This is a genomic window from Nostoc sp. DedVER02 (assembly GCF_034530675.2).
Classification (GTDB): domain Bacteria; phylum Cyanobacteriota; class Cyanobacteriia; order Cyanobacteriales; family Nostocaceae; genus Nostoc.
The window spans coordinates 117,981-131,590 of the sequence record NZ_JAVRCP020000006.1 but is presented as its reverse complement, the minus strand read 5'-3'; the positions used below and the strand labels follow the sequence as shown (position 1 = coordinate 131,590).

13 protein-coding genes are annotated in these 13,610 nt (G+C 41.9%); 5 read left to right on the top strand and 8 right to left on the bottom strand.

What is annotated here, in order from left to right; all coding sequences use genetic code 11:
• The first annotated feature begins 4 nt into the window (after positions 1–4).
• Positions 5–598, top strand: a complete 594-nt coding sequence (locus tag RMZ41_RS09710; RefSeq protein ID WP_322640104.1) for a thioredoxin family protein — start codon at positions 5–7, stop codon at positions 596–598.
• A 58-nt stretch (positions 599–656) separates the two neighbouring features.
• Here the strand turns inward: RMZ41_RS09710 and RMZ41_RS09705 are convergent, their stop codons facing one another.
• From RMZ41_RS09705 to RMZ41_RS09695, 3 genes are all read right to left on the bottom strand, one after another.
• Positions 657–1,868: a sensor domain-containing diguanylate cyclase gene (locus tag RMZ41_RS09705; RefSeq protein WP_322640103.1), complete on the bottom strand. Its 1,212-nt coding sequence runs from the start codon at positions 1,866–1,868 to the stop codon at positions 657–659.
• 558 nt (positions 1,869–2,426) lie between these two features.
• The gene (nifH, locus tag RMZ41_RS09700) at positions 2,427–3,395 is read right to left on the bottom strand and encodes a nitrogenase iron protein (protein WP_322640102.1); all 969 of its coding nucleotides are present in this window, start codon (positions 3,393–3,395) and stop codon (positions 2,427–2,429) included.
• Positions 3,396–3,667: 272 nt separating this feature from the next.
• The gene (locus tag RMZ41_RS09695) at positions 3,668–4,801 is read right to left on the bottom strand and encodes a substrate-binding domain-containing protein (RefSeq protein WP_322640101.1); all 1,134 of its coding nucleotides are present in this window, start codon (positions 4,799–4,801) and stop codon (positions 3,668–3,670) included.
• Between the two features lie 537 nt (positions 4,802–5,338).
• On the opposite strand from RMZ41_RS09695, the gene RMZ41_RS09690 reads away from it, so the two are divergent.
• The gene (locus RMZ41_RS09690; protein WP_322640100.1) at positions 5,339–5,692 is read left to right on the top strand and encodes a hypothetical protein; all 354 of its coding nucleotides are present in this window, start codon (positions 5,339–5,341) and stop codon (positions 5,690–5,692) included.
• A 73-nt stretch (positions 5,693–5,765) separates the two neighbouring features.
• On the top strand, positions 5,766–6,140 hold the full coding sequence (locus RMZ41_RS09685) for a hypothetical protein (RefSeq protein ID WP_322640099.1): 375 nt from the start codon (positions 5,766–5,768) through the stop codon (positions 6,138–6,140).
• Positions 6,141–6,306: 166 nt separating this feature from the next.
• On the opposite strand, the gene RMZ41_RS09680 is transcribed toward RMZ41_RS09685, so the two are convergent.
• The 4 genes from RMZ41_RS09680 to RMZ41_RS09665 form a co-directional block, all read right to left on the bottom strand.
• Positions 6,307–6,537: a DUF6737 family protein gene (locus tag RMZ41_RS09680; RefSeq protein ID WP_322640098.1), complete on the bottom strand. Its 231-nt coding sequence runs from the start codon at positions 6,535–6,537 to the stop codon at positions 6,307–6,309.
• Positions 6,538–6,857: 320 nt separating this feature from the next.
• Positions 6,858–7,826 (bottom strand): TauD/TfdA dioxygenase family protein, encoded by a 969-nt coding sequence (locus RMZ41_RS09675; RefSeq protein WP_322640097.1) that lies wholly within the window; start codon positions 7,824–7,826, stop codon positions 6,858–6,860.
• Positions 7,827–8,109: 283 nt separating this feature from the next.
• Positions 8,110–10,146, bottom strand: a complete 2,037-nt coding sequence (gene ligA, locus RMZ41_RS09670; RefSeq protein ID WP_322640096.1) for an NAD-dependent DNA ligase LigA — start codon at positions 10,144–10,146, stop codon at positions 8,110–8,112.
• 99 nt (positions 10,147–10,245) lie between these two features.
• Positions 10,246–10,716, bottom strand: coding sequence for a hypothetical protein (locus RMZ41_RS09665; protein WP_322640095.1), 471 nt, complete (start codon positions 10,714–10,716; stop codon positions 10,246–10,248).
• Positions 10,717–10,946: 230 nt separating this feature from the next.
• Here RMZ41_RS09665 and RMZ41_RS09660 point away from each other — a divergent pair, with 230 nt between their 5' ends.
• The gene (locus tag RMZ41_RS09660; protein WP_322734360.1) at positions 10,947–11,744 is read left to right on the top strand and encodes a hypothetical protein; all 798 of its coding nucleotides are present in this window, start codon (positions 10,947–10,949) and stop codon (positions 11,742–11,744) included.
• Positions 11,728–12,726, top strand: coding sequence for a glycerophosphodiester phosphodiesterase (locus RMZ41_RS09655; RefSeq protein ID WP_322640093.1), 999 nt, complete (start codon positions 11,728–11,730; stop codon positions 12,724–12,726). Before RMZ41_RS09660 ends, RMZ41_RS09655 begins: the two co-directional genes overlap by 17 nt.
• Positions 12,727–12,784: 58 nt before the next feature.
• On the opposite strand, the gene RMZ41_RS09650 is transcribed toward RMZ41_RS09655, so the two are convergent.
• Positions 12,785–13,480: an SAM-dependent methyltransferase gene (locus RMZ41_RS09650; RefSeq protein ID WP_322640092.1), complete on the bottom strand. Its 696-nt coding sequence runs from the start codon at positions 13,478–13,480 to the stop codon at positions 12,785–12,787.
• Between the last annotated feature and the right edge of the window lie 130 nt (positions 13,481–13,610).

The window sequence follows — 13,610 nt, the reverse complement described above, 5'->3', positions numbered from 1 at the left end:
TGTTATGAGTACTGATTCACCTGTTAATTCCCCAGATAAACCGGAATCTCCATTTGGGAAGCGTTTGAGAAACTTTTTAGTTGTAATGGTAGCGATCGCTCTTACCGTTGCCCTAGTCTTAGGATTGAGAACTGAAACAACCTCAGCAACCCTAGCCAAATTAAGCGAATCATCCACTCCGCTAGAAGTCGCCCTCAGCAACGGCAAACCATCTTTAGTAGAATTTTATGCTGATTGGTGTACTGTCTGTCAGAAAATGGCACCCGATATCACTCAACTGGAAACAGAGTATGCTGACAAGATGAATTTTGTCATGTTGAATGTAGATAATACCAAGTGGCTACCAGAGATGTTGAAATATCGGGTAGATGGGATTCCCCATTTTGTATTTTTGAGTCAGCAAGGAGAAACCATAGCCCAAGCGATCGGCGATCAACCCCGCACAATTATGGCTAGTAACTTAGAAGCTTTGGTTACTGGTTCGTCACTCCCTTATGCCCAAGCTAGCGGGAAAGTTTCTAAATTTTCAGCCCCAGTAGCACCAACCGCTAATCAAGACGATCCCCGCAGTCATGGCAGCCAGGTGGTGAACCAATAAATTTCATCCTTAATTGCTACAATACCAATTCCCAATTCCCAATTCCCAATTCCCACCATCAAACAACAGATTCTCGCTTGAGACGCTTATTCGCATACATTAATTCGTCAGAACTAGCAATTAGTTGTTCTAGTGACATATTACTTCCTGGTAAGTAACGCTCTATTCCCATACTCATCGAAAGTTCATAGCTACGGTTTTGCTGTTGATTAAAGTTGGCAATATTTACTTGCAGACACGCTTCGATGCTATCAGCATCTTTAAAGTAACCGGAGATGAAAACAATAAATTCATCTCCACCCAAGCGAGCAACAACATCCGATTTCCGAAAACTTTGCTTAAGTAATCGACCAGCATCAACAATCAATGCATCTCCCATATCATGACCAAGGTTGTCGTTAATCTGTTTTAGCCCGTCTAAATCAATGAAGATAACCCAGCACAACAATCTCATCCGGTGAGCAATTTTCAACTGTTGTTCAGCCATCATGAAGAAGCCACGTCGGTTATGCAAACCTGTTAGTTCATCGGTTAGCGATAACTGCCTTCCTTCTATTTCTGCTTGTTTGCGGTTGCGAACTTCTTGAATGAGTTCTATCTGAGCGATCGCTTGCCGAGTTAAACGGCGTAGTGCATCTAACTGCTGGTAACTTAGCTGACGAGGAACGGTATCCATCACACATAACGTTCCGATGGGCAAACCATTGGGTGTAACTAGTGGCGCACCAGCATAAAAACGAATTTTATAATTACCTTTGACTAAAGGATTATTAGCAAAGCGATCGTCCTTGATGGCGTTGGGAACTACTAATATATTCTCTGCTTGCAAAATGGCATGGGAGCAAAAAGCCCACTCTCTAGGTGTTTCCCTAGCTTTTAGTCCAATCTTAGATTTAAACCATTGGCGATCGCTATCCACTAAGCTAATTAAAGCAATTGGAGTCTTACAAATATAGGCAGCTAGAGCAGTTAGGTCATCAAATGCTTGTTCGGGTAGAGTATCCAGAATATTGTAGTCCACCAATGCTTTGAGCCTTTCTGGTTCATTTTCAGGTAGAGGAGCAGCTGGTGTTTTCACGGGTGAGTGTCTGAGCCTTAGCCAGGGAAGTCTGATACGCTGGAAATTTTGCAACAACCGCAGGGTTAACTTTCCAGCATCAAGGCTGGGTGATATAAACATCTCTGCAACGGAAATCAACATTCGGTTGAGTATACAGAAATATTGTATTGCATGATGTTCTTCATGCCTCTGGTTTGCTCTGTTGTTCATGTCACCCTAGCTTTTACTGTGCAAATTCCCTGAGTATTCTTATGCTTACAAGGTCTTGTGCCCAAAGCCAGGTTGAAAATTCTCAATGTAAACTGAAATTTATCAAAACTTATTATACTGTCAAAACTGGATTTTTTTGATACTACTAATTTGTGTAGATGCGGAGAAATTCCGAGGGTTAAATTCCAACCCTCGGACTTGTCCTTTCAGTTTGTTTTCTGCTAGAGGCTGCACGAAGGGGCGCGGCAGACAACTAAACAGACTCAAAGCAAAAATGAAAATGTGCCGCTAATACCAGTTCCCTAAGTTGGAAAATCCATCTTTTCTTTAGCTAGACTTTGAGTAAAGGTACAGAACCGAATGGCACTAAGTTAAGCTGAAGGGTATGCAGTGTAAGGATTGCAGAGGAGCAGGGGGGCAGAGGGGAGTTTCTAAATATCCGAACGCAATGCTTAAAACTTCTTCTTTCTCCCCTGCCCCTCCGCTCCTCTGCACCCAAGAGCCTCAACGATTTTCCCTTTTCTTAGTGCCATTCGGTACACAACCGAACTCACTTTTTTAGCTACCTGCAACGATTTCGACGTTTCCTTTTGCAAGTGCTTCTAGTGCTTCACCTTGGGCATCTTCTTGCCTCTTCTCACCATCTGCTTGAGCTATGGCAGCATTAGTTAGTTTTGCAGCATTTTCTTCGCTTTCGAGAATACCGAATTCAATCAGCAAATCTTCTAGCTCATCCATTTCAATAGGTGTAGGGACGGCGAAAAATTGATTGTTGATAATCTTATCCGCTAATGTCCGATATTCATTAGCTTGTCCGCTATCAGGTGCATACTCGTTGACAGTCATCCGGCGCAATTCTGCGTGTTGCACGATGTTGTCGCGGGGGACGAAGTGAATCATCTGGGTACTTAGTCTGGCTGCTAGTGTGCTAATCAGTTCGTCTTCCCGGTCTGTTTTACGACTATTACAAATTAGACCAGCCAAGCGCACGCCGCCAGTGTGAGCATATTTGAGAACACCACGGGCAATGTTATTAGCAGCAAACATCGCCATCATTTCACCGGAGGTAACAATATAGATTTCTTGAGCTTTACCTTCACGGATCGGCATGGCGAAACCACCACATACAACGTCACCTAACACGTCGTAGGATATGAAATCTACATCTTGATAAGCACCGTTTTCTTCTAAAAAGTTGATGGCGGTGATAATTCCCCGACCGGCGCAACCAACACCAGGTTCTGGGCCACCAGATTCTACGCATCTGATATTTCGGAAGCCAGTGATCACCACTTCTTCAAGTTCAATATCTTCGACAGCACCCCGTTCGGCGGCGAGGTGCAATACGGTGGTTTGGGCTTTACAATGCAGAATCAAACGGGTAGAGTCAGCTTTGGGGTCGCATCCTACAATTAAAATCCGTTTACCCACTTCTGCCATCGCAGCTAGGGTATTTTGGGAGGTGGTAGATTTACCAATACCGCCTTTACCGTAGAAAGCAATCTGTCTAATTTTTTCGTCGGACATGATGATTTATCCTACAATTGTCTATTTAGTCTGTTGGTTGATGAGCGATCGCTAAATTGAATTTTGCAGCCCGCTCCAGTTCATCTCTGCACAGAAGCGCAGAGATGAACCGATATAGAAAAACTCAAAGTCTGGAAAATTCTCACCTAAGCATTGTCAGTTGTTGTCAGACAATCCCAAATGGTTGCTCAAGCCTCAAGAGTGATTACAGCAGGAATTTAAATTTATGCAGAGTTTTCCCCATAACCAAACCAACCAAATTGCAATCCACTCTAAATGGTTGCTACAACTTCCCCGATTTTGCTTGTGTCATAGCCGCCCAGAACTTCAAATTGCGAGTGAACTAGCCGATGTCCCAAAGTACTGAGTAACTGCTGTACCGGCGCTTCGTCTAGATATTCTTTGAGAATCACTAAGTCATATCGTGACTGATGCAGAGGAATAAACCCCAGCCCAAAGGTAGTAGCTACAGATGCCGTGCTGATACCTGCATCGGCAACCCCTAATGCTACTGCTTGGGCAACATCTTGGTGGCTTTGAACAATACAGTCAAAGCCTTGAACAGCATGGAATGGCACTTGCTCCTGTTGAAGTGTTTGTTCCAAAAGTAAACGACTACCGGAACCTGTTTCCCGATTGACAATAGTTCCTCTCGCTTGCACCAAGTCAGCAACTGTTCTGATTCCCATCGGATTACCAGACTGCACCATCAGCCCCTCCTCCCAGAATCCCAGCGTAATCACAACTGCTTCTTTTCCAGAAAGAACATCACGGACAAAGGGAATGTTATACTCCCCGGTTTCGGGGTGATATAGGTGCATACCAGCGATGTGAGCTTCACCTCGACATAAACTGTGTAATGCAGCCATGCTGTTAGCGAAGTTATATTGGACTCGTAACTGGGGATGCCAACGTTCGGTAGCTCTCGCCCACAGTGAAATCACAGGCGCACAGCCAGCAATCACAACTGTATTGTGAAGTGTGTCCATATTATCGTCGAGGAGTCGGACTCGGACTTTATCTGTACCAGTCCGGTTTTCACTCTCTCCATCAGCTGGAATCATGTCTTGGCGAAAAGCATCCTTGCCAATTAAGGGATAAGCTATCCATTGCCCCCCAACCCTAGCCAGACTGACTCGTAGTTGCCGATCGCAAGGAACAGATTTGACAAGAACTGCTTCAATTTCAGGTAAATCCTGCTCTAGCCAGAATAGATCCTCGACTTGACAACCAAGTGCCTTTGCTAGGCGGAGTGTAATCGCAACTGAGGGCGCATATTGTCCCGACTCTACACCGCTAATGGTTTGACGGGTAACACTAGCAATGTTCGCCAAGTCTTGCTGGCTCATGCCTAGACGGGTTCTAATTGACTTCAAGTTATTACGAAGATTACTATCCTGCTTCATTGGCTTTAATCTCTCACTTTCAAAAAGCCGTAGCGGATTTAACTAAATCTACCAAGGCAAAGCACAATCTTTGAATGTATACCATTTTTATTCAAAGACTTTTTGTGCGATGGCGTACCCGCCCTTTCCGGTGGCGATCGCACTCTTGATTCCCTCTAAAACAAGAATATCATAAATTTCGCAAATTTTCTTGCGTTATGCAAAAATTTTGGACTTTATTCATCTGTCACTTGCACAACAGTTATTGTGGCTCCTTAATTCTTTTTTTAGTAACAGCTTTTTACCAATTAATTTGGTAAAAAGCAGCGATTGATACAGTTTTATGAATCGGTTTCAGCTTTGATGCTTGATAGGAAACTAACATAAGCCGTAGAAAACTTAGCAAGCAATTCTGCCGCCTGGGTGAATTTTACCCAAACTAAAAATTGTTAATTTTACTCAGAGAAAAAATGCACACAGCATTAGCAATGCTGCGTCACCTTTTCTGTACAGAGATGAGATGAAATTACAATTTTTAGCACAATGATGGAGAGAGTAATGATTACCGAAGAAGACTTAGCCCAACAATTTACCCTTATTATTGAGCAAGCTCATCCAGAAGCGTGGGAAATATTACGCCGCTGCTATATAAAAGTGCTAAATTCTCGTTCAAAAGGAGCGTATATCGCTCATACCAAATATATAAGGATTTACTGTCCTGACAGACTGCTTTCTGCTGTAGTAGCAGAGAAAAATTTACTGATAGAAGTGGCAGAATATCTGGGTCTAGTTGAAGTTGTTTGCTTGAATGCTACAAATCTTTTGCATGATCCAAAATCGCAGATCGAGAAAGTTTATCCTCAATTGTGGTTAGATTTGATGTGGATTGTTACCCAAGATAAACAATTATGATAACTGGAATTTTCTGTAATATTAATCCTGCAAAACTTTCAGGTTGTTAATGCCTTAAAACGCACAAAAACTTATGAGCCAGCCCTACCTATCTCCAGATGATTTGCCTTCAAATATGACAATTCAGTTGAGTGAAATACTGTTCAGACAACTTGAAGAAGCAACGAAAAAAAACTTTTTCTTAGCAAGCGATCGCATCACCCGCATTTTGCTGTCAAGTTGCCATTGGTATTTCAAAATTAATAGTGGGATTATGATGTTAATCATGATTTGCCCTGATATAGAAAGTTATCATAACATCATGACAACTGTTCCCCAATTTACCGAAATGTTAAAAAGATTTACTAACAGAGGTAGAATTACTGTTAGCTCTCCAGCAGATAATGGTATTCCGTGGGTACTCAGTATAGATGAAATCTTGCCTGAAGAAGACTTACCCGCTACCTGATAAATATAACGGAAATTATCGAAATAGAATTCACAAGTCAGGAGTCAGAATGGGCTAAACGCCCCGCTACCGCTAACAGAATTAATTTTATACGACTTGCAGATGAATTCCGTTTTGATGATTTCCTTTCCTTGGAGTAATATTTCAGTAGCACATCGAGCTAAAATTAGTCTTTATACGATTCTAAAACACCACTACGAATCATTAGTTGTGGCCAAAACAATACAAAAAATCCCATCCATATAACTACAGGGATTGAGACGAGAACTGTTAGCCAGATAGTTTTAAATAGTAACCAGCTAGCACTGATTAGAGTTACACCTGTGAGAACTATAGACCAGGGCTGACACCACCAAGGTTTGTAGTTCCAAGGACTTATAGGCTTTTGTTCAGACATTAATTTTATTTAATAAAACTTCAAATTTCCCTTTAACCATTTTTAGGATAAACGATCAACTAGGATTCCAGGGTTAAACGCGATCGCTATCAATATTATCAATATTTTGGTAAAATTCCTCATAAATATATAGCGTTTTCCAGTCTGGTGAGATACAAGAACCCCACCCCCAACCCCCTCCCCGCAAGCAAGGAGGGGACTATGATACACCTCATTTGATCGGGAAAAGCTATAACAGTTTTCTCACAGTAAGAAAAATTAACAAGGGGATTTCGCCCCTTGTTATCAACTCGCGCAGTTGGGTAAAGCCTCATGTAGATTTACGAAAGCACTGGTTCTGCTTCCAACTTCTCGGCTCTGTTCTTTAAAATAGTTGGTAATTCGCTGCTGAACGCCTCACCTTCAACAACTTGCGATCGGAAACCATCAGGCCCAACTGGAATGTCACCTGTGATGGTGGTGCGATAGAGAACGCGCTCGACTTCCAAATGATCGAGATCCTGTGGGGCTAAATGCGAGGTGGCGCGGTTGTCCCAGAAGGCAATGTCACCGTTATTCCAACGGAAGCGAGTGGTGTAGGCAGGCTTGGTGATTTGGTTGAAGAACAACTCAAGCAGCAGGTCGCTTTCTTGTCGTGATACGTCCAGAATGTGCGAGGTGAAACCAGGATTCACGTACAATGCTCGTTCGCCTGTTTCAGGATGAACTCTGACGACTGGGTGGATTGAAACTAATGGATTGGCTGCAATGCGCTGGGCGATCTTGCTATTGCTGGGCAGATTCAAACGCGCATTAAAGCGATGTTCAGCTTTCAATCCGTCTGCTAGTGCCCGCAAGGGTGCTGATAGACCCTCGTAGGCTGCTACCAAATTAGTCCACTGTGTGTCACCACCGAAACTAGGAACGTTAACCGCACGCAAAATTGATGCCGCAGGCGGGTTGACAACAGCCGTTACATCGGTATGCCAGCGACTCTCATAGCTGGAACGCCGTAGACCATTACGCCGTTCGTAGCGGCTGCGGTCAATTGGCAGGATTTCGGAGAAGCCTTCTATCGGCTCATCTTCGTGGGGATGTGCATAAGTCACTTCGCCGAAACGAGATGTAAATGCAACCTGTGCAGCATGATCGATGTTTTGACCGCGAAAGAATATGACTTTCCACTTCAATAGTGCTTGACGAATTTCTTTGACTGCATCATCGTGCAAAGGACGTGAAAGGTCTACGCCACTAATTTCAGCACCAATGAAACCAGCTACCTGTTTGACTTCAATGTGTTTGTTGCTCATGTAAATTCTCCATTGTTTGATTCGCTTTCTTTGGTATGTAGCCATAAAGTGCAAACAACATACCAAAGGAAGCGATGCCTACGGCGGGCTACGCCTACGCATTTGAAAAATATCATACTATAAATCTACCGATTTACAGTAGTATAAAATTAAGATATTTTAAATTACCCATTCTTACGCACCTTGCGGGCTTGCTACACATAACTCTAAGGAATTTAGTTTTGCTCTAATTCCCTCCTTTTTATAGAAATTCCCCCTGCTCCCTGCTCCCTGCCCCCTGCCCCTATTCGTTAAGCATTTCCAACAACTGCGCCTCGCTTAATTGTGTAATTCCTAAAGAGAGTGCTTTTTCTAATTTAGAACCGGCATCTTCTCCTACCACCAAGTAATCTGTTTTTTTACTCACAGAATCAGTCACTTTTCCACCGGCTTTTTGAATCAAAGCCTTTGCCTCATCTCGCTTTAAGGTTGGCAATGTCCCTGTAACGACAAAAGTCTTGCCTGCAAACTTTGGATTACCATCACCAACTGTTTTTGTTTCTTCTGGGGCAGTTAATTGCAATCCTTCTGCTTGCAAGCGTTCTATCAATCTTTGATTGGCATCAATCCGAAACCATTGGTATACAGACTGGGCGATTTCAGCACCAATACCGTAAATTCCTTCAATATCTGATTGCTTTGCTGTGGCTAACTGGTCTACGGTGAAATATTTCTGAGTCAACAATTGGGCATTTACACTGCCAACGTGACGGATACCTAAACCATACAATACCCTTGACCAAGGTTGATTTTTTGATTGAGCGATCGCATCCACTAATTTCTCTGCCGACTTTTTCCCCATCCTTTCTAATGCACATAATTTATCTGCTGTCAACTCATACAGATCGGCAACAGAATGCACTAAAACTTTATCAACGAGTTGATGCACTAGCTTTTCGCCCAAACCTTTAATATCCAAAGCATCACGACTTACCCAATGTTCAATGGAACCTTTGAGAATCGCTGCACAGGAAGCATTGACGCACCGAGTCACCGCTTCACCTGATTCGCGCACCACTGGTTGATTGCACACTGGGCAATGGGTGGGCATAACGAAGGGTTCGGTATCAGCCGGACGGAGTTCTTTTAAGACTCTTACCACTTCTGGAATGATTTCTCCAGCTTTGCGGACGATGACAGTATCACCAATGCGGATATCTAATTGAGCAATGCGATCGCTATTATGTAAAGTTGCGCGAGAAACTGTTGTCCCCGCCAGTTGCACAGGGCGCATTTCTGCTAACGGCGTTAAGGCCCCTGTTCGTCCCACATTGACAGCAATATTTTCTACACGAGTGGGTGCTTCTTCGGCTGGGTACTTTAATGCGATCGCCCAGCGAGGGAATTTCTGCGTAAACCCTAGCTGTTCTTGGAGTTTAAAAGAGTTCAGCTTTACTACTACCCCATCAGTCATGTAGGGTAAATTCAGGCGTTCCGTATCCCAATATTCATAATATTTTGCTACTTCTGCGATCGAGGCACAAAGTTTATGGTTTGGGTTCACTTGAAAACCCATCTTTTCTAACAACTCCAACGCTTCCCATTGGGTATTGGCAATACTGGTGTCATCTCTACCAGGAATGTGCAGGGTATAGCCGAAGAAAGCTAAACGCCGTTTAGCGACAATGCGCGAGTCTAACTGTCTGAGTGTACCCGCTGCGGCATTACGGGGATTAGCGAATAATTGCTCCCCAGCTTTTTGCCTTTCTTCGTTAATTTGTTTAAATACTTCCAAAGGCAAAAATGCCTCGCCTCGCACTTCCACCCTTTCGAGAATTTCTAACCCTTCAAAATTCAAACGCAAGGGAATTGAGCGAATTGTCCGCACATTTTGGGTGATATCTTCACCTGTTACTCCATCACCTCTAGTTGCACCCCTAACTAGAACCCCATTTTGGTAGGTAAGAGCCAAAGCAGAACCATCAATTTTAAGTTCAGTGACATATTCTACCGAGTCTATTTTTGGTACTTGTCGCCGCCAACGCTGATCCCATCCTTGCAACTCATCAATATTAAATGCATTCTCCAGACTGTACAGGGGGATATTATGCCGCACCGAGGTAAATTGCGTTGCTGGCCTCTCACCCACGCGCTGAGTCGGACTATCGGGTGTCGTCAATTCTGGATATTGAATTTCTAGTTGTTGCAATTCTCGATATAACTGGTCATAGACTGCATCCTCCATAATTGGAGTATCTAGAACGTAATAAGCGAAGCTTGCTTGTTGTAATAACTGGCGCAATTCTTCTGTGCGCTTTACTTCCGGCTTAATCTGTGTCATTAGAATGATTACAAAATATCTAGCGAATAGAATTTAGAGATAATGAAGCCTTTTGTTTGGATAGCCGTAACTAACCCATGAAATCAAGGCTTTTATAAATCAATCTTTATTACTATATTCTACCCAAATTGTATGTCTTGGTAAGCGATCGCCACAACAAGGACAAGGAAGTACAGGATATCTTTCAGCAGCTTTCATCAGAGTAAAGCAATCTTGATTTATCCCATCTCCACAATATAGACCCGTATTCATAGGATTAGCTGTTTTTCCTCGCCAATTGCAAAAACTACAGCTTAAAGTTTCTAACTGGACTCTTTGAAAGTTTGATTCTATTTCTAGAAAAATATATGGCATCCATTTCTTAAAATTTGATATCTTTCCAAGCCCTAAGTGAATTTCAGGGTATTTTTGAGTAAATTCAAGCGCTGGCCAAAGTAAATCTAAAACAGCTAGTGGTTTACCATCAATAAAGGGGTTTAATTGCAAAGTTTCCCATTCTTCTTTGCTAGGAAATAATATATTTTGACCGTCAATATAAATGTGTTTTGTACTAGGTTCGTTTGAGTTCATGGTCTTATATTGCGACTTTCATTAGCTATTATGGTCAGAAATAAGCTAAAAATACATAGTAAAATTATGCTAAAGAGATACAAATAAAAAACCAGTATTTTGAATTCAGGAATCACCTGTAAATCTGGGGTATTCATAATTATCAGCATTGCTACCTGAGTATTGCATAAAAAATAAACGCAAACCTATGTAGTCAGGGCTGCCCAAATTTACTGTTTTATTTTACTAATATGTTCATCCGCTCTTTAACATTTACCGCCTCTAGTGCAGTGTTACTTTCAACTTTAATCAGTTCCGCTTTTGCCGCTCCTATTAACTTTACTAATAGTGTCAGCAATCCCAAGACAAACACAAAAGTAATTGCTCAAGATGTTGTCCAGTTACAGAGAATTCCTCATGATACAAGACAAGCAATAGCTAACGGACAAAACCGATATGCTGCTATTTGGGTGAAGTCTGGTGGTTCAGCTTGGGAAGCGCGACATGGATTGACCTCAGACCAGTATCAAGCTACTTTTGACAAACTGGTTGGCGAAGGATATCGATTGGTTGATGTCAGTGGTTATGATGTCAACGGACAAGGCCGATACGCTGCTATTTGGGTGAAGTCTGGCGGCCCAGCTTGGCAAGCGCGACATGGATTGACTTCATCTCAGTATCAGGCGACTTTTGACAAACTGGTTGGCGAAGGATATCGATTAGTTCACGTTAGTGGTTACAGCGTGAATGGACAAGGGCGATACGCGGCTATTTGGGTGAAGTCTGACGGCCCAGCTTGGCAAGCACGACATGGATTGACTTCATCTCAGTATCAGGCGACTTTTGACAAATTGGTTGGTGAAGGATATCGATTAGTTCGCGTTAGTGGTTATGATGTCAACGGACAAAACCGTTACGCTGCTATTTGGGAAAAGTCTGGTGGTTCAGCTTGGCAAGCGCGACATGGATTGACTTCATCTCAGTATCAAGCTACTTTTGACAAACTGGTTGGTGAAGGATATCGATTAGTTGATGTCAGTGGCTATTAGTACAAGATTTCCAATTATCATTGCACACCGAGGCGCTAGCGGCTATCGTCCAGAACATACTTTAGCTGCTTATGAATTAGCCATTGCCTTGGGTGCTGATTATATTGAACCTGATTTAGTTTCTACCAAAGACGGTATTTTAATTGCTCGTCACGAAAATGAGATTTCGGAAACTACCGACGTTGCTAACCATACAGAATTTGTTCACCGACGAACCACTAAAATAATTGATGGCGAATCAAAAACTGGTTGGTTTACTGAAGATTTTACCTTGGCAGAACTGAAAACACTACGAGCCAAAGAGCGAATTCCTAAATTGCGATCGCAAAATACCCCTTATGATGGACTCTTAGAAATTCCTACGCTGCAAGAAATCATTGATTTAGTCAAGCTTAAAAGTGCAGAAATTAATCGGGCGATCGGTATTTACCCAGAAACTAAGTACCCAACTTACTTTAAATCTATTGGGTTAGCTCTAGAAGAACCCCTACTGGCAACTCTGACAGCCAACGGTTATCAGGGAGCTAATGCATCTGTTTTCATTCAATCTTTTGAAGTGAGTAATTTACAAGATTTATCTACAAAGACTGATTTACCTCTGGTGCAATTGGTGAATAACAGTGGTAAACCTTATGATTTTGTAATTAGTGGCGATGAACGCACTTATGCAGATTTAGTCACTGCATCAGGTTTAGAAGAGATTGCTAAATATGCACGGGCGGTTGGAATTCATAAAAATTTGTTGGTTCCTAGAGATAGTAGTGGTAAATTGCAATCGCCTACATCTTTAGTAATTGATACTCATGCGGCTGGTTTGCTGGTTCATGTCTGGACTTTCCGCAATGAAGACTACTTTTTGCCACTGGATTTTCAAGGAAATCCCCAAGGGGAATATGAACTATTTTTCAGCTTAGGTATTGATGGCGTATTTAGCGATTACCCAGATACGGCTTGTGCTGTGAAGGAAAATCTTCGATTTTAATATTAAAAATTAGATTCTTGACTTATTTAATAAGTCAAGAATCTGAAACACTTTCTACTCACAAACTTGTCATTACCTGAGCTAATTGATTAGATAAATCAATTGCAGAGTCCTGGGATTTTGTAAATAAAACGCCAGCTAAAAAATAATAATCGCCAGAATAAAATGCCATTTTGTTTTTTCGGAGTTCTTCTATGTGTTTTTTGACTTTAGGTTCAGAGCTATAGTAGCCGAACTCCAAAGGTAACACCATGAAATTTTGAACATAATAACCATTTTGTTTTGCTATGTTCAAGGTATTTATTGGATTAGAAAAGCTAGATACTAAAACCAAGACATTTTTATAATCTAACGATAAAAGATCGTTGGTAAGTGTAGCTCCATCTATGCCCCCAAATAAGAGCGGCATATAAATATCGTTATCTGGTGCGGGTATATAGGGTGGATTGGCTACAAGATAATCGGCATCGGGTTGAGAAGAATTAAACAAACATGAATTATGGATTATATATTTATTCGTGAGATTGTATTCATCAATGGTTGAATTGGCAGCTTTCCATGCAGAAGTGTTTAATTCAAATCCCTGGATTACGCCATTAAACTTATTTCTCAATAAGGAATTAATTACAGGGCTGCCATCTCCTGAGCCAAACTCCACAATAGATTCGGAATTTTTACAGTTTCTAAACACAAAGTTTTCTAAACAATTGGAGTAGAAATTAGATTCTTCAGGGCAAAAAAAGATATTTTTCATTTGACTGTACTTCAAGGTATAAGGTATAATCAATCTGATAGGAGGTTATTTATTACCTTCTATTCAGGCAATAAAAAGTGTTCCTTTAGCAAAGGATTGCTAAAGAAATGCGCTTGCAGGCAAATTGCCA